General features: G+C 40.5%; 28 protein-coding genes and 1 pseudogene. All 29 read left to right on the top strand.

The genetic code is table 11. The annotated features are described in order from the left end of the window. Positions 1-86 precede the first annotated feature (86 nt). The 29 genes and pseudogenes from prfA (at position 87) to EJF36_RS19765 (ending at position 26,752) form a co-directional block, all read left to right on the top strand. Positions 87-1,163 carry a peptide chain release factor 1 gene (gene prfA, locus EJF36_RS19900; RefSeq protein WP_185806984.1) on the top strand — a complete coding sequence of 359 codons (1,077 nt, stop codon included), beginning with the start codon at positions 87-89 and terminating at the stop codon, positions 1,161-1,163. Beyond that, entirely contained in the window at positions 1,153-2,019 is an 867-nt protein-coding gene (gene prmC / locus EJF36_RS19895; RefSeq protein ID WP_125907970.1) for a peptide chain release factor N(5)-glutamine methyltransferase, read from the top strand. Before prfA ends, prmC begins: the two co-directional genes overlap by 11 nt. A 188-nt stretch (positions 2,020-2,207) precedes the next feature. Continuing rightward, positions 2,208-2,843: a stage II sporulation protein R gene (spoIIR, locus tag EJF36_RS19890; protein ID WP_125907969.1), complete on the top strand. Its 636-nt coding sequence runs from the start codon at positions 2,208-2,210 to the stop codon at positions 2,841-2,843. A 70-nt stretch (positions 2,844-2,913) separates the two neighbouring features. After that, positions 2,914-3,345 (top strand): GNAT family N-acetyltransferase, encoded by a 432-nt coding sequence (locus EJF36_RS19885; RefSeq protein ID WP_125907968.1) that lies wholly within the window; start codon positions 2,914-2,916, stop codon positions 3,343-3,345. Positions 3,346-3,544: 199 nt separating this feature from the next. Beyond that, a complete protein-coding gene (locus EJF36_RS19880) occupies positions 3,545-4,591 on the top strand; it encodes an L-threonylcarbamoyladenylate synthase (RefSeq protein WP_125907967.1) in 1,047 nt (348 codons plus the stop codon). A gap of 106 nt (positions 4,592-4,697) precedes the next feature. After that, positions 4,698-5,258 carry a manganese efflux pump MntP gene (locus tag EJF36_RS19875; RefSeq protein WP_125907966.1) on the top strand — a complete coding sequence of 187 codons (561 nt, stop codon included), beginning with the start codon at positions 4,698-4,700 and terminating at the stop codon, positions 5,256-5,258. 346 nt (positions 5,259-5,604) lie between these two features. Further along, the gene (locus EJF36_RS19870) at positions 5,605-6,045 is read left to right on the top strand and encodes a low molecular weight protein arginine phosphatase (RefSeq protein WP_125907965.1); all 441 of its coding nucleotides are present in this window, start codon (positions 5,605-5,607) and stop codon (positions 6,043-6,045) included. 184 nt (positions 6,046-6,229) lie between these two features. Then, a pseudogene (locus tag EJF36_RS22360) lies at positions 6,230-6,412 on the top strand (HAMP domain-containing protein); the annotation flags it as partial. Continuing rightward, a complete protein-coding gene (locus EJF36_RS19865; protein WP_458772703.1) occupies positions 6,404-7,351 on the top strand; it encodes a methyl-accepting chemotaxis protein in 948 nt (315 codons plus the stop codon). The pseudogene EJF36_RS22360 and the gene EJF36_RS19865, both read left to right, overlap by 9 nt. Before the next feature lie 119 nt (positions 7,352-7,470). Beyond that, the gene (gene rpiB, locus EJF36_RS19860; protein ID WP_125907963.1) at positions 7,471-7,911 is read left to right on the top strand and encodes a ribose 5-phosphate isomerase B; all 441 of its coding nucleotides are present in this window, start codon (positions 7,471-7,473) and stop codon (positions 7,909-7,911) included. 260 nt (positions 7,912-8,171) lie between these two features. Continuing rightward, positions 8,172-8,729: a TIGR01440 family protein gene (locus tag EJF36_RS19855; RefSeq protein WP_395940602.1), complete on the top strand. Its 558-nt coding sequence runs from the start codon at positions 8,172-8,174 to the stop codon at positions 8,727-8,729. A gap of 85 nt (positions 8,730-8,814) precedes the next feature. Beyond that, positions 8,815-10,056: a serine hydroxymethyltransferase gene (gene glyA, locus EJF36_RS19850; RefSeq protein WP_125907962.1), complete on the top strand. Its 1,242-nt coding sequence runs from the start codon at positions 8,815-8,817 to the stop codon at positions 10,054-10,056. A gap of 253 nt (positions 10,057-10,309) precedes the next feature. Beyond that, the gene (upp, locus tag EJF36_RS19845; protein WP_125907961.1) at positions 10,310-10,939 is read left to right on the top strand and encodes a uracil phosphoribosyltransferase; all 630 of its coding nucleotides are present in this window, start codon (positions 10,310-10,312) and stop codon (positions 10,937-10,939) included. Positions 10,940-10,982: 43 nt separating this feature from the next. Then, complete coding sequence (gene wecB, locus EJF36_RS19840; protein WP_125907960.1) at positions 10,983-12,128, top strand: non-hydrolyzing UDP-N-acetylglucosamine 2-epimerase; 1,146 nt, start codon at positions 10,983-10,985, stop codon at positions 12,126-12,128. Between the two features lie 469 nt (positions 12,129-12,597). After that, positions 12,598-14,844, top strand: coding sequence for a S8 family serine peptidase (locus EJF36_RS19835; protein ID WP_312028277.1), 2,247 nt, complete (start codon positions 12,598-12,600; stop codon positions 14,842-14,844). Positions 14,845-15,342: 498 nt separating this feature from the next. Beyond that, the gene (locus tag EJF36_RS19830; RefSeq protein ID WP_125907959.1) at positions 15,343-15,561 is read left to right on the top strand and encodes an AtpZ/AtpI family protein; all 219 of its coding nucleotides are present in this window, start codon (positions 15,343-15,345) and stop codon (positions 15,559-15,561) included. 7 nt (positions 15,562-15,568) lie between these two features. Then, positions 15,569-15,961, top strand: coding sequence for an ATP synthase subunit I (locus EJF36_RS19825; RefSeq protein ID WP_125907958.1), 393 nt, complete (start codon positions 15,569-15,571; stop codon positions 15,959-15,961). A gap of 5 nt (positions 15,962-15,966) precedes the next feature. Then, a complete protein-coding gene (gene atpB / locus EJF36_RS19820) occupies positions 15,967-16,680 on the top strand; it encodes a F0F1 ATP synthase subunit A (RefSeq protein WP_125907957.1) in 714 nt (237 codons plus the stop codon). A 73-nt stretch (positions 16,681-16,753) separates the two neighbouring features. Continuing rightward, a complete protein-coding gene (gene atpE / locus EJF36_RS19815; RefSeq protein ID WP_312028276.1) occupies positions 16,754-16,966 on the top strand; it encodes a F0F1 ATP synthase subunit C in 213 nt (70 codons plus the stop codon). 355 nt (positions 16,967-17,321) lie between these two features. Next, positions 17,322-17,813 carry a F0F1 ATP synthase subunit B gene (gene atpF / locus EJF36_RS19810; RefSeq protein ID WP_125907955.1) on the top strand — a complete coding sequence of 164 codons (492 nt, stop codon included), beginning with the start codon at positions 17,322-17,324 and terminating at the stop codon, positions 17,811-17,813. Next, entirely contained in the window at positions 17,810-18,355 is a 546-nt protein-coding gene (locus tag EJF36_RS19805) for a F0F1 ATP synthase subunit delta (protein WP_125907954.1), read from the top strand. The genes atpF and EJF36_RS19805 overlap by 4 nt, the downstream gene beginning before the upstream one ends. A gap of 15 nt (positions 18,356-18,370) precedes the next feature. Continuing rightward, on the top strand, positions 18,371-19,879 hold the full coding sequence (gene atpA, locus EJF36_RS19800) for a F0F1 ATP synthase subunit alpha (RefSeq protein WP_125907953.1): 1,509 nt from the start codon (positions 18,371-18,373) through the stop codon (positions 19,877-19,879). Between the two features lie 113 nt (positions 19,880-19,992). Further along, entirely contained in the window at positions 19,993-20,850 is an 858-nt protein-coding gene (locus tag EJF36_RS19795) for a F0F1 ATP synthase subunit gamma (RefSeq protein WP_125907952.1), read from the top strand. A gap of 104 nt (positions 20,851-20,954) precedes the next feature. Further along, positions 20,955-22,376 carry a F0F1 ATP synthase subunit beta gene (atpD, locus tag EJF36_RS19790; RefSeq protein ID WP_125907951.1) on the top strand — a complete coding sequence of 474 codons (1,422 nt, stop codon included), beginning with the start codon at positions 20,955-20,957 and terminating at the stop codon, positions 22,374-22,376. Between the two features lie 23 nt (positions 22,377-22,399). Beyond that, positions 22,400-22,801, top strand: a complete 402-nt coding sequence (locus tag EJF36_RS19785; RefSeq protein ID WP_125907950.1) for a F0F1 ATP synthase subunit epsilon — start codon at positions 22,400-22,402, stop codon at positions 22,799-22,801. A 465-nt stretch (positions 22,802-23,266) separates the two neighbouring features. Next, positions 23,267-24,196, top strand: a complete 930-nt coding sequence (gene cysK, locus EJF36_RS19780) for a cysteine synthase A (protein ID WP_125907949.1) — start codon at positions 23,267-23,269, stop codon at positions 24,194-24,196. A gap of 544 nt (positions 24,197-24,740) precedes the next feature. Then, on the top strand, positions 24,741-25,115 hold the full coding sequence (locus EJF36_RS19775; RefSeq protein ID WP_125907948.1) for an NADH-quinone oxidoreductase subunit A: 375 nt from the start codon (positions 24,741-24,743) through the stop codon (positions 25,113-25,115). Continuing rightward, complete coding sequence (locus EJF36_RS19770) at positions 25,106-25,618, top strand: NuoB/complex I 20 kDa subunit family protein (RefSeq protein ID WP_125907947.1); 513 nt, start codon at positions 25,106-25,108, stop codon at positions 25,616-25,618. Before EJF36_RS19775 ends, EJF36_RS19770 begins: the two co-directional genes overlap by 10 nt. Positions 25,619-25,621: 3 nt before the next feature. Continuing rightward, positions 25,622-26,752 (top strand): NADH-quinone oxidoreductase subunit C, encoded by a 1,131-nt coding sequence (locus EJF36_RS19765; RefSeq protein WP_125907946.1) that lies wholly within the window; start codon positions 25,622-25,624, stop codon positions 26,750-26,752. The last annotated feature ends 1 nt before the right edge of the window (position 26,753 follow it).

Below are 26,753 nucleotides of genomic sequence, written 5' to 3'. Positions count from 1 at the left end.
ACGAGCTTCTTCTTTTCCCATTTGTAACTTGCTATCACTTTGTATTATAATTATAATGTTATGCATTTATATAAGAGGTGAATGTTGTGTTTGATCGTTTGCAATCAGTTGAACAACGTTACGATAAACTTACGGAATTATTAAGTGATCCAGAAGTAGTGAATGATCCGAAAAAGCTTCGTGATTATTCGAAAGAACAATCTGATTTACAAGAAACCGTTGAAGCATATCGTGAATATAAATCAGTTCGTGAGCAATACCAAGATGCGAAAGCGATGCTTGAAGATAAGCTTGATGCAGATATGCGAGAGATGGTAAAAGAAGAAATCAATGAGCTTGAAGAGCAAATTGAAGAATTAGAAGAGCGTCTGAAAATATTATTACTGCCTAAAGACCCTAACGATGATAAAAACGTTATTTTTGAGATTCGTGGAGCAGCCGGTGGTGATGAAGCAGCCTTATTTGCTGGAGATTTATACAGAATGTATAGCCGCTATGCAGAAGCAAAGGGTTGGAAAACAGAAGTGCTAGAAGCGAGCTCAACTGGTGTCGGAGGATACAAGGAAATTATCTTTATGATAACTGGTAAAGGAGCGTTCTCCAAGCTGAAGTTCGAAAATGGTGCCCACCGTGTGCAACGTGTCCCTGAAACAGAATCAGGTGGTCGTATTCATACATCAACAGCAACTGTTGCTTGCCTTCCTGAAGCTGAAGAAGTTGATATTGAAATTCACGACAAGGATATTCGTGTCGATACGTTTGCTTCAAGTGGACCGGGCGGACAGAGTGTTAACACGACGATGTCAGCGGTTCGTCTTACTCATATTCCGACAAACACTGTTGTGTCATGTCAGGATGAAAAATCACAAATAAAAAATAAAGAAAAAGCGATGAAGGTACTACGTGCGCGCGTGTACGATAAGTTTCAACAAGAAGCACAGGCTGAGTATGATAGTGCTCGTAAGCAAGCTGTTGGGACAGGTGATCGCTCTGAGCGTATTCGTACGTACAACTTCCCGCAAAATCGTGTAACAGACCATCGCATCGGCTTGACGATTCAAAAGCTAGATCAGATTTTACAAGGCAAGCTAGATGAGTTTGTTGACGCGCTAATTATGGAGGATCAAGCGCAAAAGCTGGAGCGCGTGACAGATGGCGAATAAAAAAATCTATGAGGTCCTGAAATGGGCTTCTTCTTTTTGTAAAGAAAACGGTCGTGACGAGAATATTGGGGAGCTTTTGCTTCAGCACTATTTAAATAAATCTCGCTCACAAATATTAGCTAGCTTACACGATGAACTAGACCCGTCGGTTATAGCAAGCCTAGAACGAGACGTTCGGCTTCATGTCGAAGACGCCATTCCTGTCCAGCATATTATCGGGTCTGAGCAGTTTTACGGACGTTCGTTTAAAGTGAATAGCGATGTTCTTATTCCTCGTCCGGAAACGGAAGAGCTTGTTTATTATATTTTACAAAAAAATAAAAGTGTATCACCTAACATCGTTGATATTGGTACCGGAAGTGGTGCTATTGCGGTAACGCTTGCCCTTGAACTAGAGGATGCTCAAGTTACGGCCGTTGATATTTCTTCAAAAGCGCTTGAGGTAGCGCGAGAGAATGCGCGTGCTCTTCGTGCGAAGGTTCGCTTTCTAGAAGGAGACTTACTCGAGCCTGTTTTACACACTAACGAACGGTTCGACATAGTCGTTTCAAATCCACCATATATACCTGTCGCTGACGAGGCTAGTCTATCACCGGTTGTCAGGGACCATGAACCACACCTTGCTCTTTTTGCAGGAGAGGATGGCCTTGCGTGTTACCGCCGTATTATTGCGGAAGTACAACCGATCTTATCTTCGGATTGGTTAATCGCTTTTGAGGTTGGTGCTGGCCAAGGAGACGCAGTGAAACAACTACTTCAAAGTGCTTTTGACGATGCGGAAGTAGAAGTTATATATGATATTAATAAAAAAGATCGCATGGTGTTTGCGAAAGGGGTTCGTCCTCTTCAGGCATAAAACCTCAACGCGTTAAAGCGAATTTTACACAACAACCCTGTTTACGTATCGTAAACGGGGTTATTACATAATATCTAGTTCCTGTTAAGGCTTGTTTTTTAAGTTTACTAGATTAATTTTTTATAAAAGTATGTTTAAAAATAGTAGCCTCTGTCCAAACTGTTTTCATGAGGGGAGAGTGCTATGAAATGAAATTAAAAAAGTTGATAGTTACATATATATTATTAATAACAATAGGTGCAAACATTACGGTGTACGGAAACCAAACAAGTGCAAATGAGCTTGGAGGATCATCTGTTATACCGGAAGATGCTATTCGGCTAAGAATTCTAGCTAATAGTGATAGCGAGCAGGACCAAATTGTGAAGCGTCAAATTAGAGATAAAGTAAATGCAGAAATTTCCGAGTGGGTAGAAGATTTAACATCGTTTGAAGATGCAAAGGATATAATCTCTCAGCGTATTAAAAAGATTGAAGAGATAGTGGACGCGACCCTAGCAGCAGAAGGTGTATCACAAACGTATACGGTGCAATTTAGCAGAGTTGAATTTCCTACTAAACTGTATGGTTCTTATATATATCCAGCTGGCACATATGATGCCGTTTTGATAACACTAGGTGAAGGGCAAGGAGCAAATTGGTGGTGTGTTTTATTTCCGCCGTTATGTTTTCTAGATTTCTCAAACAGTGAAGCGGTAAAAAAAGATGAAGACAAAACGACAGAAGCAGAAAAAGCAGAAATAGAAGAGAGCGATAAAGAAAATGAAGAAGACAAGGTAGTGGTACGCTTCTTTTTAATTGAACTTATCGCAAAATTATTCTAGCATTTTGGTCTATTTTTCTAGTTTCCTCATAGAGTTAATACTAGATATTAAATAATGAGGTGACTAGAAAATGATAACAGTAATGCAAGAAGCGGATATACCAGTTGTTCAAGCTTTTTTACAAAATGCAGGCGTGAATACAGACGGAATCGAAAATATGGCCAATCAGTTATTAATTGTTCGCGACGCAGAGGAAGGTATTATCGCAACACTAGGGCTAGAGAGAATCGGGAATGACGGTGTGCTACGATCGCTAGTCATAAATCCACAGGCTACATCCGTTCCGCTCGTTCCATTGTTTGAAACGATGATACAAGTTGCAAAAGAACAACATATCCACATGTTATACCTAGTTACAAACAAACGTAAAACCATTCCGTTATTTGAATTAATGGACTTTTCTATTGCGAAAGACATCCCGGATACTGTTTACGACAATGATCATATACAGACTGCTATGAAGGTTGATGGATCGGTTCTATTAACAAGTTCATTAATATAAAAATAGTTTTCAACAGAGTTATCCACTATTAACAACTATTTATCCACAGTTTGTGGATAAATAGTTGTTTTTTTATACATATCTACCTTTTTCTCACGTAACTAAATACTGAATTCTTCAACTTAATAATGTTATGTTGCGTAAATATTTACTCTCGGCTATACTGACAAGCAGTGATATAACTGGGAGTTGAATCGTTTTGAAGACTGAAACATGGTGTGTTGATAACACGGTGGAGTTATCCACAGATAATCCACATATTATAGAAGCGGCTAATCTTTTGAAACGTGGAGAAGTAGTCGCCTTTCCGACAGAAACAGTATATGGATTAGGTGCAAATGCGCTTTCCGAACGCGCTGTTGAAAAAATATTTGTTGCAAAAGGCAGACCAAGTGATAATCCGTTGATTGTACATATAGGCTCAAAGGAGCAGCTGCAAGATTTAGTGCAATCAGTAACACCACATGCGCATAAACTCATTGAGCAATTTTGGCCAGGACCATTAACACTTGTTTTACCGAAAAAAGCGGCTGTCGCTCACAACGTAACAGCGGGTCTTGAGTCTGTTGCTATTCGCATGCCGAATCATCCTGTTGCATTGACCTTGCTAAAAGCTGCAAATGTTCCGATAGCGGCGCCAAGTGCAAATCTGTCAGGAAAGCCAAGTCCGACAGAAGCGAAGCATGTGTATGCTGACTTAGCTGGTAAAATTGCGGGTATTTTAGATGGTGGTGTGACGGGAGTAGGCTTAGAATCTACGGTAGTAGATTGTACAACAGAGCTACCGATTATATTACGTCCAGGTGGCGTTACGAAGGAACAATTAGAGGAAGCTGTGGATTGTGAAGTGCTTGTGGATAAAGCGTTACAGCATGACGTGCATATCGCTCCTAGATCACCTGGGATGAAATACGTTCATTATGCACCTGATGCACCTTTGCAAATTGTAGAAGGAGATCTTGCTTTTATTCAAGCTATTGTGAATGATGCGCGTAAAGCGGGGAAACGTGTAGGTGTACTAACAACCACCGAACAAGTGAACAAGTATGAGGCGGATGCTGTTTTAGCTTGTGGAGAGCGGAAGAACCTCACATCAGTTGCGCAGCAGCTATTTGCAACGTTACGATCTTTTAATACATACGACTTGGATGTAATCTTTAGTGAAAGCTTTCCGCGTGAGGGTATCGGGGAAGCGATTATGAATCGGTTAACAAAGGCAGCAGGAGGCCATGTGATAAAATATTAAAATTAAAGTTTTTTTAAAAACTTTCCCTCGGATGTGCTGATTTCTTCTAAATTATTTTGGACGTGCATATCATCTAATAAGCAAGGCACGTCCGAGGGGGTCCGAAATGGATTTTTACAGGCTTATTAGTGAACTATTAACTTTATTTTTTATGGCGTTTGCACTAGGGATGGATGCTTTTTCGATTGGCCTCGGTATGGGTATGATTCGGCTTCGATTAAAGCAAATCTTTCTAATTGGTGTTGTTATTGGAATCTTTCACATATGGATGCCGCTAATCGGTATGGTGATAGGAAGATTCTTATCGCATCAATTCGGTAATATTGCGGCCTATTTAGGTGGAGGGCTATTGTTGTTTTTAGGAATACAAATGATTGTCTCGTCTTTCAAGGATGATGAAGGGCCTATGCTCACACCTGTTGGATTTGGATTGCTTGTGTTTGCTTTTAGTGTGAGTGTGGATAGCTTTTCAGCTGGCCTTAGTTTAGGAATATATGGAGCTAGAACGATAGTGACAGTGGCTATGTTTGGTATAGTTAGTATGGCGCTCACATGGCTCGGATTATTTATTGGCAGACACACACAAAGCTGGTTTGGTACATATAGTGAGGCGTTAGGTGGTAGTATTTTATTAGCGTTTGGTATAAAACTATTGCTACCTATTTAATATATCGTTGAAAAGCCCGGTTAAACGCTGGGCTTTTCTTACGCTTAATACGAGTACTAAGGTTGCTGTGGGGAAATTAACACCGTTATTTTTGATAAGTGATTTTCCTTATATTCAGATGCTTCACTGATGCTATGAAGATCCTAATATTTAAAAAGAACAGAGAGTATGGAGTACGAGGTGCCAGACATCTAAGTGAGTTAGTGCTGTTATAAATCCTATGAATAAATGAATGTGAAGAAATAACGAGGTTAAAATATTTGATAAAAAAACATAAGTTGTTTATTTTAGTGTGCTTTTCTTTATATAATAGAAATGTCGAAATATGAAAGGGGATTCATCCGCAATGAATATATTATTCGTTTGCACGGGGAATACTTGTCGAAGTCCTATGGCTGAGGCGTTGTTTAAGCACAAAGTTGGTCAAAAGCATAATGTGAAATCTGCAGGTGTATTTGCGTTGCCGGGGAACGCAGTATCACCACATGCAGAGGAGGTATTACAAGAGAATGGTATTTCTTGTAATCATAGATCCTCACCGCTCACGTTAGATCTCGTTGATTGGGCCGATTGGATTATTACGATGACATCCAATCATAAAGAACATGTAAAGCAGCAGTTTCCACAAGCTATTGCTAAAACAAAAACTATTACAGAGTTTGCAGTAGGGACAACATTTCGGGATGTGGCAGACCCATTTGGTGGTTCGCTAGAAGACTATCGTCAAACGTACCAACAGCTTTCGGAGTTAATAGACAAAGTAATGAAAAAGCTAGAAAATACATAAAGGTGGAGTCTTAGTGGAGAAGAAGCGGTACAAATTTAGCTTGCGTTTAAAATTATTAATTTTCACAACAATTCTAGCACTTATTACGTACACAACAAGTGGATTCTTTATTTATGTACTTTATGGATGGGTAAAAGACTCCATTAATCTGAGTGAACAGGCGTTTACCATTATCACGCTGTTAATGGGGGTTATGTGGTCTGGTATATTAGCGTTTGTGGCAGCGGGCTTTATCACTCGTCCTCTTCAACGACTAGAAGAAGCAGTTACACAAGCAGCGGCTGGGAGAATTGACGTAACTGTTGAGCTTCCTAAGTCAGATGATGAAATTCGTTCGTTAAGTGAAGCATTTAATAAAATGCTAGAAAACTTACGAGAAATGGTCGGACACATTAACGGAAACTTCAATGTAACAAACCAACATGTGGTAAGCATATCGAATGCAACTGATGTAGCAGCGGAACAAGCGTCAACAATTTCAGTGGCTATGGAAGAAATTGCACGTGGTGCAGAGCTGTCGTCTGCTGCAACGCAAGAGACCGCTAGTTCAATTGAGGATGCACTGTCCGTGGCGAAGCAAATGGAAGTAAAAGCAGTGACGTCGAAGCAATTAGCTCAAGATATGGTAGAAAACTTGAATACAAGTAATCAAGTTATTCAATCATTAATTCAAGGTATCGAAAAGATTGCGAATAGTCATGCAACCTCAAAGCAAGCAGTTTCAAGATTGCAAGAAAATGCCGGAAAAGTGGGCGATATTATCTCTTTAGTGGGGGACATTGCAGGTCAAACGAACCTTCTCGCTTTAAATGCTTCTATTGAAGCGGCGCGAGCTGGCGAGCAGGGACGAGGCTTCGCAGTTGTTGCAGATGAGGTGCGTACGTTAGCGGATCAAAGTGCGCAGGCTGTAAGTGGCATTTCACAATTAATTACAACGATGCAAGATGATGTGAATCAAGTTGTTAAGCAAATTGAAAATCAAGTGACAGTTGCTCGTGATGAAGCGCGAAAGGGTACTATGACGAGCGAGGCTATTGGCCAAATGACAAATGCTGTTCATCAAGTAGCTGATGCTGTCCGCCAAATTAGTGAGCTTGTCGGCCAGCAAATGACGTGGATTGAGCAAACAGCTAATCAATCGCGTCAAATGTCAAAAATCGCCGAAGAAACATCTGCAAGTGTGGAAGAGGTAACAGCGTCATCTGAAACCCAAGCCAATGTCATTGCTGATGTAAATGAACTGGCGAAACGTCTTGCTGAGCAGGCGGATGAGCTTAAGGCAACGATCACACGCTTTACGTTATAAAGTAACAACATTGTTTTACAATGTAAAAGTAAAGGTATACAATGGCAATAACGAAACACCACCTTACTGTAAGGTGGTGTTTTTCAAAAAAAGTTAAACGTATGGAGGCGCAAATAAACATGAAAATTGCTCTAGCATCAGATCACGGTGGTATTAATATTCGTAATGAAATCCGTGCTTTACTTGAAGAACTACATATTGAGTATGTTGATATGGGCTGTGATTGTGAAGATTCCGTTGATTATCCGGATTATGCTCTACCTGCAGCGGAAATGGTTGCAAAAGGCGAAGTAGATCGTGCGATATTAATTTGTGGGACAGGAATTGGTATGAGTATAGCTGCTAATAAGGTAAAAGGAATTCGTTGCGCGCTATGCCATGACGTTTTTAGTGCAAAAGCTACACGCCAGCATAATGATACCAACGTGCTAGCGATGGGAGAACGCGTAATAGGTCCGGGCTTAGCCCGTGAAATAGCAAGTGTTTGGCTAACGACTGAGTTTGAGGGTGGTCGTCACGAAAACCGTGTTGGAAAAATAACGTCATACGAAAATAAATAATCGGCAGAGTGGGGACGGTTCTTATGCTGCCAACGCCACCACATGTGACGTGATGTAGTATGTTTGGTACTAGATAATTGTTAGTGCCAGGGGTTAGACGTTTATCTCAGGTTAGACGCTTATTTCAGGTTAGACGTTTATCTCAGATTAGACGTTTATCTCAGGTTAGACGCTTATTTCAGGTTAGACGTTTATCTCAGGTTAAACGCTTATCAAGGAAACATTATGCTTTTTTATTCTGTGAAAAAGGACTGAGGCTGATGGTGGAACAATGGAGGGGGCAGTTTCAAACACTTCTCATGCAATTTGGGCAGCAAGTATCTTTTTCAAAAGATAAATTATTAATTGTCGGATGTAGCACGAGTGAGATTATTGGAAAGAAAATAGGGACAGCTGGTTCATCTGATGTAGCGGAAATGATTTTTTCAGAATTAAAAAAACAAGACGTACAGCTAGCGTTTCAATGCTGTGAGCATTTGAACCGAGCTATTGTTGTCGAACGTAAAACCGCAATCGAACGTGGCTATGAAATCGTGAATGTGATTCCGGTTCCAGAGGCCGGTGGTGCCATGGCAGCTCATGCATACGAACGATTTAATGATCCTGTAATGGTAGAGTTCGTGAAATCGGACCTGGGAATAGATATTGGTGATACATTCATAGGTATGCACCTAAAGCATGTTGCTGTCCCAATTCGAACAAAGATTAAGGAGATTGGGCATGCGCATGTTACACTTGCCACGACAAGGCCAAAGCTTATTGGTGGTGCGCGTGCGGTGTATACAAAAGATAGTGGGAAGACGTGCTTTGGGGAGTAACTAGTTACTTTTTCTACCTCAGCATGTTACAATATAGGGGTGTTTTTAATTGTTCGGCTTTTGCCAATAAAGGGGGATATTCGTAGTGAAGCATTTGCAACAACATGATCCAGCTGTATATGCAGCGATCCAAGATGAACTTGGAAGACAACGCGCAAAAATTGAATTGATTGCATCTGAAAATTTTGTAAGTGAAGCAGTGATGGAAGCCCAAGGCTCTGTGTTAACAAACAAATATGCAGAAGGCTATCCAGGTCGTCGTTACTATGGGGGTTGTGAATATGTGGACGTCGCTGAGAATATCGCACGCGACAGAGCGAAGGAGATTTTTGGGGCCGAACATGCAAATGTGCAGCCACACTCGGGCGCACAAGCTAATATGGCCGTTTACTTCACTGTGCTAAAACCAGGTGATACGGTTCTTGGTATGAACTTATCTCACGGTGGACATTTAACACATGGAAGTCCTGTTAACTTTAGTGGTGTACAATATAACTTTGTAGAATATGGTGTAGACAAAGAATCACATCTTATTAACTATGAAGATGTTCGTCAAAAATCGCTAGAACATAAGCCTAAATTAATAGTGGCAGGTGCAAGCGCGTACCCACGAGTGATTGATTTTGCTAGATTCCGTGAAATTGCGGATGAAGTTGGGGCCTATTTAATGGTTGATATGGCTCACATAGCGGGTCTTGTTGCAGCAGGCGTTCATCCAAGCCCTGTTGAGCATGCACATTTTGTAACGACAACAACTCATAAAACATTGCGCGGTCCTCGTGGCGGCATGATCCTTTGTAAAGAAGAGTTCGCTAAAAAGATAGATAAAGCTATCTTCCCAGGCATTCAAGGTGGTCCGCTAATGCATGTGATTGCGGCCAAAGCTGTTGCTTTCGGAGAAGTCCTTAGCGAAGACTTTAAAAAATATGCAAATCAAGTAGTTGCAAATGCCAAGCGATTAGCTGTAGCTTTACAAGCTGAGGGATTAGAGATTGTATCAGGTGGAACAGACAACCATCTACTTTTAGTAGACCTACGCTCGCTCAGCTTAACTGGCAAAGTAGCTGAAAAAGTATTAGATGATGTCGGTATTACCGTAAATAAAAATACAATTCCTTACGACCCAGAAAGCCCATTTGTAACAAGTGGCATTCGTATTGGGACAGCAGCTGTAACAAGCCGTGGCTTTGATGCCTCTGCAATGGACGAAACAGCTTCTATTATCGCATTAGCCTTAAAAAATCATGACAACGAAACAAAATTACAAGAAGCAAGTGAACGTGTTGCGGCACTTAATGCGAATTACCCTTTATATACAGAATTATAAAACGAAGAGCCTTTAGGCTCTTCGTTTTTTTAGCTGCTTGCGTGTATATGAGAAGTATAGGCAAAAGTTATCTCATAATCACTCTTATCACTTAGTAACTTAAATGCAAAATACATCAACGTAATATAAGAATAAAATATACGTTCATACTAACATTGTGTCAACTTCGACAATATTATGGAGAGAGTCTTGAAGTGCGAGTTGTTTTTCGATAAAATCAATGGAAGTGTGAAAAAAAGGAGATGAATGGAACGTGGGAAAGGTATATGTGTTTGATCACCCATTAATTCAACATAAGCTTACATACATTAGAGAAACAACAACAGGGACAAAAGAATTTCGCGAGCTAGTAGACGAAGTATCAACGTTAATGGCTTTTGAAATTACGCGTGACTTGCCACTTGAAGAAGTAGAGATTCAAACGCCTGTGAGCAAAGCAAAGGCTAAAGTTTTATCTGGAAAAAAACTAGGGATTATTCCTATTCTTCGTGCTGGTCTTGGTATGGTTGATGGGATTCTTAAGTTAATCCCTGCAGCAAAGGTTGGACACATCGGATTATATCGTGATCCCGAAACATTAATGCCAGTTGAATATTACGTAAAGTTACCTTCTGATGTAGAAGAGCGTGATTTTATCGTGGTTGATCCTATGCTTGCAACGGGAGGGTCAGCGGTAGAAGCCATTCATTCTTTGAAAAAGCGTGGGGCAAAGCATATTAAATTTATGTGTCTAATTGCGGCGCCAGAAGGTGTAGAGGAAGTTAAAAAAGCGCATCCTGATGTAGATATTTTCATTGCGGCGCTTGATGAAAAATTAAATGACCATGGCTACATCGTACCAGGATTAGGAGATGCTGGTGACAGATTGTTCGGAACGAAGTAACAAAAGTAACTGATATCACACCAAGTAAAAGGTGGGACAAATTGTGGAAAAACGCGTAAAAGTAATGACGATTTTTGGAACAAGGCCGGAAGCGATAAAAATGGCACCACTTGTTCTAGAATTGCAAAAACGAGCGGATCAATTTGAATCAATTGTAACGGTAACAGCGCAGCATAGACAAATGCTAGACCAAGTACTAACAATTTTTAACATCACACCAGATTATGACCTTAACATCATGAAGGATCGTCAAACGTTGACGGATGTTACAACAAGAGCGTTACAAGGCCTGGATGATGTGATGAAAAAAGTAAAGCCGGACATCGTCCTCGTGCATGGTGATACAACAACAACGTTTGTAGCGTCTCTAGCGGCGTTTTACAATCAAATTACTGTTGGGCACGTCGAAGCTGGGTTAAGAACGTGGAATAAATACTCGCCATACCCAGAGGAAATGAACCGTCAATTAACGGGGGTCATGGCGGACTTGCATTTTGCCCCTACGGACAAAGCAGAAGAGAATCTTTTGAAAGAAAATAAAGCAGAAGAAGCAATCTTTGTAACTGGTAATACGGCGATAGATGCTCTTAAAACAACGGTAAAGGATGCATACACTCATCCGGTTCTTGAAAAAGTAGGGTCAGACCGCTTAGTCCTTCTGACTGCTCATCGTCGAGAAAATTTAGGCGAACCGATGCGTCATATGTTCCGTGCGGTAAAAAGGCTGATTGAAAAGCACAAGGACATCCAAGTGGTCTATCCGGTACACTTAAATCCTGTCGTACGCGAATTAGCGGATGAAGTTCTTGGCTCTGATCCGCGTATTCATTTAATTGAGCCGCTTGATGTGATAGATTTTCACAACTATGCTGCGCGTGCTCATCTGATTTTGACAGATTCTGGTGGCGTGCAAGAAGAAGCACCGTCATTAGGAGTACCTGTCCTTGTGTTACGCGATACAACCGAGCGTCCAGAAGGTATCAAGGCTGGCACTTTGAAATTAGCTGGAACAGACGAGGATACTATTTATAACCTGGCTGATGAGCTGCTTCGTGATGAAGAGGCGCACGCATTGATGGCCCATGCATCCAATCCTTACGGAGACGGAAAGGCATCAGAGCGTATTGCTGAAGCGATATTATATTACTTTAAAAAAGGGAATAACCGCCCCGAACCATTTAATGTTTAATATGAAGGCGCGCTATCTACAATATCGATACGTTTATTAAAAAGGAGTTAACCTTCTGTGTGATGGTTAACTTCTTTTTTATGGGTAGAAAATATGTCAGGTTGGTGAACATCGACACGGAAGTGGTAGATATTCGACATGGACCAGTAGATATTCGACACGGAAGTGGTAGATATTCGACATGAAACCGGTAGAAATTCGACACAGAAGTGGTAGAAACCTAACACACGCAAGAGCGTCGAAACTGGAGTCATTAGAAACCAAAACGAAACCGGTAGGGCAGCGACAAGAAATCGGTAAAGCTTCGACACAGAAAAGCTAGAAATCAAAAATCAACGTAGCATTTACGTTAAAGGCAGGGCGTAATGTCACCACCTTCTCCAAATATCACGTTCTTACGTGCAAATCTCGTCGACCTCAATAAATAATTTTATGTTAAAAAACCACACTACAAATAAGAGGTGGTTCTTTGAAGGTTATTCAGTTTCTCATAATTTTATTTTTCGTAATGCCTACAATCTCCAGTGCAAAAGTCAATGTCGTATATCCAAACATCCCCAATCCGCCCAAAAAAATCGATGATACAAAATTAAAAACCTTTATTGTCTTGATGAATGAAAATGATGCAACGGAGGCTCTCACTAAGCTTATTAAAGAAAAACATAAATCCATTAAAGTACGGAAGACGTATAGTACTGTGTTTGATGGCTTTTCGATTGCCTCCACATATAAGGATATTGAAAGAATTAAGCAGCTTTATGGCGAGAAAATAAAAGCTGTCTATGAATCATCAACATATAAACAAACAATTGATGAAAGCGTGCCTTATATTGGTAGCGATGCTGTTCGTCATATTCTCTCGCCAGACAATGAACATTTAACTGGCTACGGCATAAAAGTTGGTATTATTGATACAGGTATAGACTATTCTCATCCAGATTTGCATAGAAACTATGCGGGAGGCTTCGATTTTGTAGATCAGGATAATGACCCTATGGAATCGAAAGGTGTGCATGGCCCGCTTACGATGCACGGAACACATGTCGCTGGTATTATCGCAGCAAACGGATCACAACGCCATCAAGGTGTTGCTCCTGAAGCTGAGATAATAGCATATAGAACGCTAGGTCCAGACGGCTATGGAAGCAGTGAACAAGTAATAGCAGCGATAGAGCAGGCGATAAAAGATAAAGTGGATGTGCTTAACTTATCATTAGGTAACACAATTAATGGCCCTGATTGGCCAACAAGCTTAGCATTAGACAAAGCTGTTGATCATGGCATAATTGCCATAACCTCAAGCGGTAATTCGGGACCAAATGCTTGGACAGTAGGCTCTCCTGGCACATCTACAAAGGCCATCGTTGTAGGAGCTTCCACACCACCCTTAAACATTCCGTATATAACAGCGGGCCTAAACAGCAAGCAGCCAATCGACCTTCAGCCGATTATGAATGCAGCTGACTGGACTCTGAGGGGTACACAGCAGGTTGTGTTTGCTGGATTGGGAAAAAAAGAAGATTATACAGATAAACAATTGCGTGGAAAAGTAGCTTTAGTAGAGCGTGGGGAAATTTCTTTTTTAGAAAAAGCAATGCATGCTAAAGAAGCTGGCGCGAAGGCGATTATTGTATACAATAATGTAGCTGGAGAATTAGCAGGTGGATTTGAAGTACCTATAGACTTTCCTGCGGTAACTGTCACGCAGGAGGCAGGACAGCAAATTATGCAGTATTTATCACAAGGCATCACCTGTCATTTTAAAAAAATAGAAGATACTCTCGCGCTATTTAGTTCGCGTGGACCAGTTACACATACGTGGGCTATTAAACCGGATGTTCTTGCCCCGGGTGTCTCGATTAACAGTACAGTACCTGAAAGAAAATACATGTCTATGCAAGGAACAAGTATGGCCGCTCCGCACGTTGCTGGAGCAGCAGCGCTATTAAAGCAGGCACATCCTAACTGGAATCCACACCAAATCAAGGCTGCACTTATGAATACCGCCAAGCTCTTAGTGGATGAGAACGGTAACGTGTTAAAGCCGCATGAGCAAGGAGCAGGTAGAATACAGATCAATGAGGCTATTCACACTAAGGCGCTCATATATCCAAGTTCATTAACGTTTGGTATGTTCCACCATAAGGCACCGCGAACACAATCTAAGTTAACGGTGACAATTGAAAATGTAACAAATCAACCTATAAAAATCTCTTTCAATGAACCGGAAAATCAGCCAGCTATTCACTGGAAGCTTCCCATAGCGAATCACATACCTGCCAAAAGCAAAAAGCAATTCACAATTACAGCAGACGTGACCCCTTCGCAGCTAGGAGATGGCATTCATGCTGGTTATATTGCAGTGGAGGCAGAGAGCCAACTTATTCATCTTCCTTATCAATTTGTTGTCGAGGAGCCCGATTATCCACGTGTGATGGGTTTTCAATTTCAACAAGGAATGGAGCCTGCAACATATGAGTATGAAATGTATTTACCGCGAGGTGCTGATGAGATTGGTATCGCACTCTTTAATCCAGAGACATCTCACTTTGTAGCATTTCTTGATTATGCAACCGAAGTACCTCGTGGCTTATTCAAAAAACAACTCTCATCAAAAGAATTGAAAGTGCCTGCCGGTGTGTATCAATCGTTAATTTTTGCCAAAAAAGCAGGAAAACAAGATGCGTTTGAAACGTATATAGAGATTGTAGATTAAAAAAAGGCTTACACGATGCATTTTTACGACATTGTGTAAGTCTTCACAATTTGTCTGTGACTTTTGTCACACACACGCTGTAAGTCTCTCTTTTTAATTGACACATTAGGACTGCCTATTGTATGCTAACAAAGGGTGTGAAATGATAGGGTTTTCACCGTAATTGAAACTATGTACTATCCTTGCAAAGAGCATTTTATAGCTTCTGAAAATTTGTCGATTTTTTGACATTTATGTCGGATTGTTAAATGTTGTACCTTGTAAGATGTACATAATGCTAGCAAAGAATTTCGTTTCCTCTATAAATTGTGACTCACAAGAAGCCATCAATCCTTCCTATATATATTTGATTACAAAAAATAATTAAAAGGATAATAGCATGCTTTTGTGAACATTTTTGATAGGATAATATTTCTAAAAAACAATGACATGCCATATTAATCCCTGTTATACTTTCAATTGTATATACTTTTTTTTAGGAGAATAGGAGGAACGTCATTGTCGAGTGGAAAGCAAAATCCGTGGCGTGCAATGGTATTAGTCTCCATTATTTCCTCATACATAGTTGGTGGTGTGGTCGTAGGTGTTTGGTTAGGCTTATGGATCGATAGTTTGTTTGGCACTAGACCTTTATTTCTCGTGGTTTTCCTTTTACTAGGGATGTTCTCGGGAGCTTATGGTGTGTACCAAGCTGTCAAGCCTTTTATAGAAAGGTAACAAGGTAATGGAATCTTTTGAGATGAAAATGAAAAATTACTCACTCATAGTACTTAGTTTACTAGGAATACTACTAGTAGGATATGTTCTTTTGACCTGGAAAACGGTGTTTTTAGGAGCCTTTGTCGGATTCCTATTTGGTTTTTTAAGTTTATGGACAACATATATTAAAACAAAAGTTATTGGAGAAGCGGCAGCAGGAGTTAAAAGCTATACAAGTATATCGTATTTTATTGCGATTTTTGGAATAGCTATAAGAATGGGGTTAGCCATAATTCCTGTATGGATGGCAATTCTCCAACCTGAAAGGCTAAACATCATTGCGGTCATAGCAGGGTATTCCCTGATATATATAATTATTATGACAGATATGCTAGTTCATTTTGCTAGAAAGAGGTGAGAAACATGGATCATTTAGCACCTATGAGGAATTACTTCGGATTATGGTTTGACATGTCAACAGTTTTAATGACGACAGTCGTTAGTGTAATTGTATTTTTAATTTGTTATATCGGGACACGTCGACTTTCCATGCATCCTACTGGAATGCAAAATTTTCTAGAATGGGTAGTAGACTTTGTTCGAGGGATTATTAAAGCAAATATGGATTGGAAAGTGGGAGGACAATTTACGTCACTAGCTTTCACGATACTATTTTACGTGTTTGTTTCCAACCTATTAGGACTTCCATTTGAAATCTATAATAAGTATACACATGAAGTATGGTGGAAATCTCCAACTGCAAGTCCTGCCGTTACATTAACATTAGCTGTCATGGTTGTTGTCATGACACACTACTATGGTATTAAAATTAACGGATTTGGTGGGTATGCAAAAGGGTATGTGCAACCAGTTCCTTTCTTATTACCATTCAAGATAATCGAAGAATTCTCCAACACATTAACGTTGGGTATGCGTCTCTTTGGGAATATGTATGCAAAAGAAATACTTATGGTACTTCTAGTCGGTCTCGGGACATCAGGATTGTTTGGGATGTTCGGAGCAATTATACCGACAATTGTATGGCAAGCCTTTGGGATGTTTATTGGTGCGTTGCAAGCATACATATTTGCAATGCTAGCAATGGTTTACATGGCACATAAAGTTGAACATCATTAAACTATGCTCTTAAATTCAGAGCGTATAATAAATTTTAAAAAAGAAAATTACCTTTTCGAGGAGGATTATTATTATGAATTTTTTAGCGGTAGCAATTGTAGCAGGTTTAGCAGCAGTAGGTGGTAGTATTGCAGTAGCAATCATCGTAAGAGCAACTTTAGAAGGTGTTGCGCGTCAACCAGAATCACGTAGTGCTTTACAAACATTAATGTTTATCGGGGTTCCCCTTGCTGAAGCATTACCGATTATCGCAATCGTTATTTCATTCTTACTTTTATTCTCATAATTTTTATAGCTTTCCGTTATTTCCGGAATGCAAAACCAGGAATGGCGATAGTGTTCGACTACGAACCTTCGCCATTCCTTATGTATCATTTACTTTGACAAGGAATGTTGTGATAAATTCTTTTGTCTATGCTAGACTCCGTTGTTAATATGCTTAAAAAAGGTCGCTCTTTTTCCGCGAGCAGTCTCGCCTGCGCATTAACTAGGCGTAACGGGTTCTTTCTCTCACAAGGGATTGTCGCTGGTTTTAGCTCGATAGCAGGAGTTAAACTCTCCAATTAACAGCGCCAATACAAAAAATATTTATATGTACTTAGATCTGATATTTTCATACTCAATGAAAGGAGTGAACCAAGGTGGATTTTGTTATTCCATGGGGATCTATTTTATACCAATTAGTTGCATTCCTAGTTTTGCTCTATTTCTTAAAAAGAGTGGCGCTTAAACCTCTAATGGGTATTATGGAACAGCGTCAACAAACGATAAATGAGCAAATTGAATCTGCAGAAAAAAACCGTCAAGATGCAGAAGAATTTCTTTCTCGTCAACGCGAAGAGTTAGAAAATGCAAGACTTGAGTCACAACGAATTGTTCAAGAAGCAAAGAAGCTCGGTGAACAACAAGGAAGAGCGATTTTGGATGAAGCAATCCAAGATGCGGAGCGCATGAAAAATGCTGCTATCACTGAAATAAAGCGCGAAAGAGAACAAGCGATTTCAGAACTTCGTGAACAAGTATCTACTTTATCCGTCCTTATTGCTTCGAAAGTAATTGAAAAAGAGCTAAGTGTTGAAGATCAAAAGAAGCTAATTGATGAGTATATTCAAGAGGTAGGCGAAGTGAGATGAGAAATGCTTCAGTCGCCAAACGTTACGGCTTAGCTTTATTTACTATCGCGAAGGAACAGCAACTTATTCAAGAAATAGAGAATGAGCTTCGTGTAGTGAAGGAAGTTTTTTCACAAAACAAAGAATTAACAACTCTTTTACAATCACCAAAATTATCTTTGGCAAAAAAGAAAGAGTTCTTAAAAAATGTTTTTACTGACATTTCAACAAATGTACTTAATACTTTATTTCTTCTAACTGATAAACAACGTATTGATCAAACAACTGCTGTTGTTGATTCCTACATTGCATACGCTAATGAAGATAGAGGAGTCGCAGAAGCAACTGTTTACTCAGTAAGAGAATTATCGACTGAGGAGTTATCAACGATTTCACAGACGTTTGCTAGTAAAATAGGAAAGCAGTCGTTAAATATTGAAAACGTAGTTGATGACAGTATTCTTGGTGGGGTAAAAGTACGCATTGGAAATACCATTTATGATGGTAGCTTGACTCGGAAATTAGTACGTATTAAAAAGGATATAATGCTGAGAAGATCGTAGATAGGGGTGAAATTCATGAGCATCAATGTTGAAGAAATCAGTACGCTGATAAAAAAGCAGATTGAAAGTTATCAGTCTGAAATTGAAGTAAAAGATGTTGGTACTGTTATCCAGGTTGGTGACGGTATCGCTCGTGCTCATGGCCTCGACAATGTCATGGCTGGAGAGCTTGTTGAATTTTCAAACGGTGTAATGGGGATGGCGCAAAACCTAGAAGAAAACAATGTAGGTATCGTTATCCTTGGACCGTTTAAAGATATTCGCGAAGGCGATGAAGTACGTCGTACAGGCCGTATTATGGAGGTTCCAGTTGGTGAAGCTCTTATTGGACGTGTTGTTAACTCACTTGGGCAACCAGTAGATGGTTTAGGCCCAATTGAAACAACGAAAACGCGTCCTATCGAAAGTGCAGCACCAGGTGTAATGGATCGTAAATCAGTTCATGAACCACTGCAAACTGGCATTAAAGCAATTGACTCGTTGATTCCGATTGGACGTGGTCAGCGTGAGTTAATCATTGGTGACCGTCAAACTGGTAAGACGGCAATTGCTATTGACACAATTATTAACCAAAAAAATGAAGATATGATTTGTATCTACGTAGCAATTGGACAAAAAGAATCTACTGTGCGTAACGTTGTTGAAACACTACGTAAACATGGTGCCCTTGATTACACGATTGTTGTAACGGCATCAGCATCTCAACCTGCACCACTATTGTTCCTTGCGCCATATGCCGGTGTAACAATGGGTGAAGAGTTCATGCACAACGGTAAGCATGTACTTGTTATTTATGATGACTTATCAAAGCAAGCGGCAGCTTATCGTGAGCTTTCGTTATTGTTACGTCGTCCTCCAGGTCGTGAAGCGTATCCAGGGGATGTATTCTACTTGCATTCACGCTTACTAGAGCGTGCAGCGAAGCTTTCTGATGCAAAAGGTGGCGGTTCATTAACAGCTCTACCTTTCATTGAAACACAAGCAGGGGACGTTTCTGCATATATTCCAACAAATGTTATCTCCATCACTGATGGACAAATTTTCTTACAATCAGACCTTTTCTTCTCGGGTGTACGTCCAGCGGTTAACGCCGGTCTTTCAGTATCTCGTGTAGGGGGATCAGCACAAATTAAAGCTATGAAGAAGGTATCAGGTACACTTCGTCTTGACCTCGCTTCATATCGTGAGCTAGAAGCATTTGCGCAGTTCGGTTCTGATTTAGATAAAGCAACTCAAGCAAAACTAAATCGAGGAGCACGTACGGTTGAAGTACTAAAGCAAGGCTTACATAAGCCGCTTGCTGTTGAAAAACAGGTTGTTATCCTTTATGCGTTAACACGTGGCTTCCTAGATGATATTAAGGTTGAAGATATTAGTCGCTTTGAAGAAGATCTATCTGGATGGATTGAGCTAAACCGTAAAGAGCTGTTTGAAACAATTCGTTCATCTGGAAATCTTCCGGAAGATGCCGATCTGCAAAGTGCTATAAATGAATTTAAAAAGAATTTCGTGGCTTCTAAATAATAGGACTTGTGTCCATTAAATAAGCTTTTGTAACTATGTATTAATATTTTTTAGAGGCGGTTGACATACGTCTGCCGCCACTGTTCATACTGGGAAAAAGGTGGTGAAAACCTTTGGCATCCTTACGCGATATAAAAATGAGAATTACTTCAACAAAGAAGACAAGTCAAATTACTAAAGCGATGGAAATGGTATCAGCCTCTAAGCTTAATAGGGCAGAAATGAACGCAAAATCATTTGTGCCTTACATGGAGAAAATGCAAGAGGTTGTGAAAAGTATTACAGCTGGCAGTAATGACATTAAGCACCCGATGCTTGAAAGTAGGCCTGTTAAAAAGACTGCTTATTTCGTCATTACATCTGACCGCGGATTAGCTGGAGCTTACAACAGTAATATACTTCGTACTGTATATCAAAAAATAATGCAAAAGCACAAATCTAAGGATGAGTACACTGTTATAGCGGTAGGTCGTGTAGGACGTGACTTTTTCAAAAAAAGAGGAGTGCCAGTAATGTTAGAAATAACAGGTATGGCTGACCAACCTCTTTTCAACGATATAAAAAGTATCGCGAGTCAAGCAGTAAGTATGTTTGCTGATGGTCTATATGATGAATTGTATGTTTATTACAATCATTATGTAAGTGCGATTCAGTCAGAGGTTACAGAAAAGAAACTTCTTCCTTTGACAGATATCTCTGATTCAAAAGCAACTACTGATTATGAGTTTGAACCTTCACAGGCTGAAATTCTTGAAGTGCTATTGCCACAGTATGCTGAAAGCTTAATATATGGAGCGTTACTGGATGGAAAAGCAGCTGAGCATGCTTCACGTATGACAGCGATGAGAAATGCAACTGACAATGCAAGTGAACTTATTCGTTCACTTACTCTTTCATATAATCGTGCACGTCAGGCGGCAATTACTCAAGAAATCACCGAAATTGTTGGTGGCGCGAACGCACAATCATAAGATTCATTAATTATAAAGTGACATGAATAAATACATTCAGACTAATTATACTTTTTGAATGATAAATAAGGACTTGGCAGTGAAACAAGTTAGGAGGGAATACGATGGCAAAAGGACGCGTGATCCAGATTACTGGTCCAGTTGTAGATGTTCAGTTTGAGAGCGGACATTTACCTGAAATCTACAACGCTTTAAAAATTCAACATAAAGCGCGTAATGAAAACGAAGTCGATATCGACTTAACACTTGAAGTTGCCATTCACTTAGGTGACGATACAGTACGTACTATCGCCATGGCTTCAACCGACGGTCTAATCCGTGGTGTTGATGTTATTGATACAGGAGCACCAATCTCTGTACCAGTAGGAGATGCGACATTAGGTCGTGTATTCAACGTACTTGGTGATGCAATTGACTTAGACGGTACGGTAGCTGCAGACGTAGAACGTAACCCGATCCACAGAGCAGCCCCAGTATTCGAAGACCTATCAACTGAGGTTGAAATTCTTGAAACAGGAATCAAAGTAGTAGACTTGTTAGCGCCATACATAAAAGGTGGTAAGATCGGTCTATTCGGTGGTGCCGGTGTAGGGAAAACGGTATTAATTCAGGAGCTTATCAACAACATCGCCCAAGAGCACGGTGGTATTTCCGTATTCGCAGGTGTTGGAGAGCGTACTCGTGAAGGAAATGACTTATATTATGAAATGACAGACTCTGGCGTTATTAAGAAAACAGCGATGGTATTCGGACAAATGAACGAACCACCAGGCGCTCGTATGCGCGTAGCGTTAACAGGGTTAACGATGGCAGAATACTTCCGTGACAAGCAAGGGCAGGACGTATTATTCTTCATCGATAACATTTTCCGCTTTACACAAGCAGGTTCTGAAGTATCGGCCTTACTAGGACGTATGCCATCGGCGGTTGGTTACCAGCCAACGTTAGCAACAGAAATGGGTCAGCTTCAAGAACGTATTACATCAACAAGTGTTGGTTCTGTTACATCTATCCAGGCTATTTACGTACCTGCGGATGACTATACTGACCCAGCACCAGCAACAACTTTCGCTCACTTAGATGCAACAACAAACCTTGAGCGTAAATTATCAGAAATGGGTATCTATCCTGCGGTGGATCCACTTGCTTCAACTTCTCGTGCATTGTCACCTGAAATCGTTGGAGAAGAACATTACAGAGTAGCACGTCAAGTGCAGCAAACACTACAACGCTATAAAGAACTTCAAGATATCATCGCTATCCTTGGTATGGATGAATTATCTGATGAAGACAAGCTTATAGTATCACGCGCACGTCGCGTTCAGTTCTTCTTATCACAAAACTTCCACGTTGCTGAACAGTTTACTGGTCAACCTGGATCTTATGTACCAGTTAAGGAGACAGTTGATGGATTTAAACAAATCCTTGAAGGAAAATACGATCATCTTCCAGAAGATGCTTTCCGCTTAGTCGGTCGAATCGAAGAAGTGGTAGAAAAAGCTAAAAGTATGGGAGTAGAAGTATAAAATAGGGACCAGGAGGGTATGAAATGAAGACCGTTGAAGTCCATGTAGTTACTCCCGATGGCCCAGTTTTGCAGGAACAATTTGAAATGGTAATTGCTCGCGCTAAAAGTGGTGAGCTTGGTATATTACCAGGACATATTCCAACGGTTGCTCCTTTAGAAATTGGAGCCGTTCGCCTGAAAAAAGGTAAAACAACAGAACTTGTGGCCGTAAGTGGAGGCTTTTTAGAAGTTAGACCAGACAAGGTCACAATATTAGCACAAGCGGCAGAGCGTTCGACAGACATTGATGTCTCTCGTGCCCGTTCAGCTAAAGAGCGTGCAGAACGTCGTCTACAAGAACGTCAAGATGATATTGACTATAGACGTGCGGAGTTGGCACTGCGTCGTGCAATGAACCGCATTAACGCGGTTGATAATAAGTAACTAAAAAAGCACCCTATTTCACATATGAAGTAGGGTGCTTTTTTGGTGAGTAAACCAAATGCTTCTATGGTATGTACCAGGACAGCAAAGTTTCGGTTATGTTGATATAAATGAAGGATACTTAAACACATAGCAATAACACCTGGTTATATTGCAGAAAATACTTTAATTAGGTACAGAGTCGACACGAAATGGGTATGTACTCGACATGAATTAGGTACAGAGTCGACACGAAATGGGTATGTAGTCGACATGAAATAGGTATCAAGTCGACACGCAATAGGTATCAAGTAAACACCAAATCGATACATATAAAACACGACTTGCCTATCTACTCGTCAATAAGTAGGTGTTTACTGTCAGTTAGTGGAGTACCAAGCCGTCTTTTTAATTATTAAACCAATAACTTTAGTTGGGATTAAATATTTGATATAATACATTTAAGAAAATAGGGAGTGATCACACATGAAGGTCGTGCAAAATATCGCTGAACTAATTGGGGACACCCCATTAGTAAAATTAAATAAACTTAATCCTGAAAATGGTGCTGATATATACTTGAAATTGGAATTTTTTAATCCTAGTAAAAGTGTAAAAGATCGCGCTGCTTTCAATATGATTAATGATGCTGAAAAACAAGGGCTTCTCAAGCCAGGAGCGACTATTATTGAGCCTACAAGCGGAAATACCGGCATTGGTCTTGCCATGAACGCGGCGGCAAGAGGGTACAAATCCATTATTGTAATGCCTGATACAATGACACAAGAGCGCATCAATCTGTTGAAGGCTTATGGGGCAGAGGTTGTATTAACCCCTGGTGATGAAAAAATGCCTGGCGCAATAGAGAAAGCAAAGCAATTAGCAAGCGAGATTCCAAACAGCTTTATGCCGATGCAGTTTGATAATAATGCCAACCCTGATGCACACAGACACTCCACTGCGTTGGAAATTCTGAAGGCGATGGAGAGTATAGGTAAACCGCTGTCAGCATTTGTCGCAACCGCAGGAACAGGCGGGACAATTACAGGCACAGGAGAGGTTCTAAAGGAACACTATCCAGACTTATCAGTTCATGTAGTTGAACCTGCAGGATCACCAGTTTTATCAGGTGGAAAACCAGGAAAGCATAAGCTTGTTGGAACTAGTCCAGGATTTATTCCTTCTATTCTAAACCAAAACGTATATAATGAAATTTTAAAAATTGAGGATGAGCAAGCGTACGATATAGCTCGTCGTTTAGCTTCAGAAGAGGGGATATTAGTCGGTCCATCCTCTGGGGCAGCCTGCTACGCAGCAATTGAAGTGGCAAAACGCATGAAGCCCGGTGAGGTTGTAGTATGTATTGCATGTGACACCGGAGAGCGTTATTTATCTAGTGATTTGTTTCAGTTTTAATATGAATCCTAATTAGAGTGTGGCTGAAGCTGCACTTTTTCTTTTTGGAAAAAAATCATAAAAGGTTATTTAGTATTAAAGAGCACGAAAATGTTCAGTGACAGAAAAAACCAGCGTAGGTTGCATGGTAAGGGTGCAGGTGGAATATCACAATTTTGGCTAAAGTCGATAGGCGGCTCTTACACTTTTCTTTCGTCACGATTCATTATATAGCGTTTTTACAGTGACTATTGTCACTGACATAAAATGTCATTTTTTGTACATTGACATTGTGAGGGTTGCTAGATTCGGGGAGTTTATCATTTATCATTATCTTAAAATATAAAGAATCGTCCTGATCCAGGGTGTAGTACTTGTCAAAAGCGGTACGTACATATTATAAAAACACTCTACATATATGTATTTATTGAAAAAACTACTAAGGTCGGCCAAGGCTCCTTTCAGTCGACACTACTTGTAAAAAAGTGTTATAATGTTATCGGTTACAAAACTAAATCTTTCAATCTTTTAGAAAAGTCAGGGTACAACAAATGGAGGGGGCGGCATGGAACAATTAAACCAGTATTTTAACAACTATCTTATCGTATTTGTCTTTCTTACACTCGGTATTTTATTACCACTAGTAGCATTGACAGCAGGGCGAATTTTGCGTCCGCACGCACCAAACGATGCCAAAAAGACTACTTACGAAAGTGGGATTGAACCGTTTCATGACTCAAGAGTTCAATTTAACGTAAGATACTATATCTTTGCATTATTATTTGTCATTTTTGATGTGGAGACAGTATTTCTGTATCCATGGGCAGTTGCTTATGATAAATTAGGCTTATTTGCCCTTATTGAGATGTTAATATTTGTATTAATGCTAGTAATTGGTTTAGTCTATGCTTGGAAGAAGAAGGTGTTAAAATGGTCTTAAAGCTGGATAACATTACAGCCGAAGAAATGGAAGAGCTACAACGAAATGTGTTTATGTCGACACTAGAACAGTTGAAGGCTTGGGCGCGAAGTAATTCACTATGGCCTTTAACCTTTGGTCTTGCTTGCTGTGCGATTGAAATGATGGGGGTAGGTTCATCGCACTATGATTTAGACCGATTTGGTTCCTTTTTCCGTACATCGCCACGTCAATCTGATGTCATGATTGTGTCTGGTACTGTTACAAAGAAAATGGCACCTATTGTTCGTCGACTGTATGATCAAATGCCAGAGCCGAAATGGGTAATTGCAATGGGGTCATGTGCAACAGCTGGAGGTCCTTACGTTAAGTCTTATGCAGTAGTTAAAGGTGTGGACCAGATAGTTCCAGTTGATGTGTATATCCCAGGGTGTCCACCAAACCCAGCGGCTCTTATTTATGGGATAAATAAATTAAAAGAGAAAATTCGCTATGAAGCCAAGACAGGGAAGAAGGTGCTGTAGGCCATGAGCGAAAAAGATTTAGAGCAACAGAAGAGGGAGGCAGCCGCGAAAGCGAAAGCTGCTGCTGCAGCAAAGGCAAAAGCCGCTGCACTAGCAAAGCAAAAAGCAGCAGAAGCCTCTCAAATGGATACTAAAAATGAAGATAATACTAAATCGACAGATTCAAAGATAGAAGAAACACCACAAAGTAGTGCAGCAGATGAAAAAGCAAAGGCCGTCGCAGCCGCAAAAGCAAAAGCAGCAGCCGCAGCGAAAGCGAAAGCGGCCGCCCTCGCAAAGCAACAAGAGTCAGGCGAAGGCGAGTCATCATCAGCAGATGAAAAAGCAAAGGCTGCCGCAGCCGCGAAAGCAAAAGCAGCAGCCGCAGCGAAAGCGAAAGCTGCCGCCCTCGCAAAGCAACAAGCGTCAGGCGAAGGCGAGTCATCATCAGCAGATGAAAAAGCAAAGGCTGCCGCAGCCGCGAAAGCAAAAGCAGCAGCCGCAGCGAAAGCGAAAGCGGCCGCACAAGCTAAGCAAGGTGCATCGGCTAGTTCAGATGATGAAAAAGCGAAAGCTATTGCGGCTGCCAAAGCAAAAGCCGCCGCTGCAGCAGCAGCTAAGGCGAAGACCGCAAAAAGTAATACTTCAGACGCTACTGCTGGGCCGGAGAAACCATCACCGAATCAGCCGTATCTAGATAAATATATTAAAGTTATAACGGAGCATCTCGGTGAAGATGTTTTAGAAGACTCATATATAAATAAACTGTCAAAAGATGTACCTACTCTCGTAGCTAAATCGGATACGTATTTTAAAGTGGCAGAATTCCTTAAATACAATGAACAGCTTGGCTTTGATTATCTGTCTGAACTGCACGGAACGGACTTTGAAACACACATGGAAGTGTATGTGCACTTATATTCTTATAAAAATAAACAATCTGTTGCTTTAAAAGTAAAGATTGAACGTGATAAACCAACGATCCAGTCATTAGAACCGCTCTGGAAGGGTGCTGATTGGCCGGAACGTGAAGCCTATGACCTACTAGGCATTCACTTTACAAATCATCCTAACTTAACGCGGATTATGCTGTCAGATGAATGGGTAGGTCACCCGCTACGCAAAGACTATGAACCTTACGATGTGGAGGTGTAGC

It is taken from the genome of Bacillus sp. HMF5848, from assembly GCF_003944835.1.
In the GTDB taxonomy this organism is placed as follows: Bacteria; Bacillota; Bacilli; order Bacillales; family HMF5848; genus HMF5848.
This window is presented reverse-complemented; position numbering and strand designations above follow the sequence as displayed.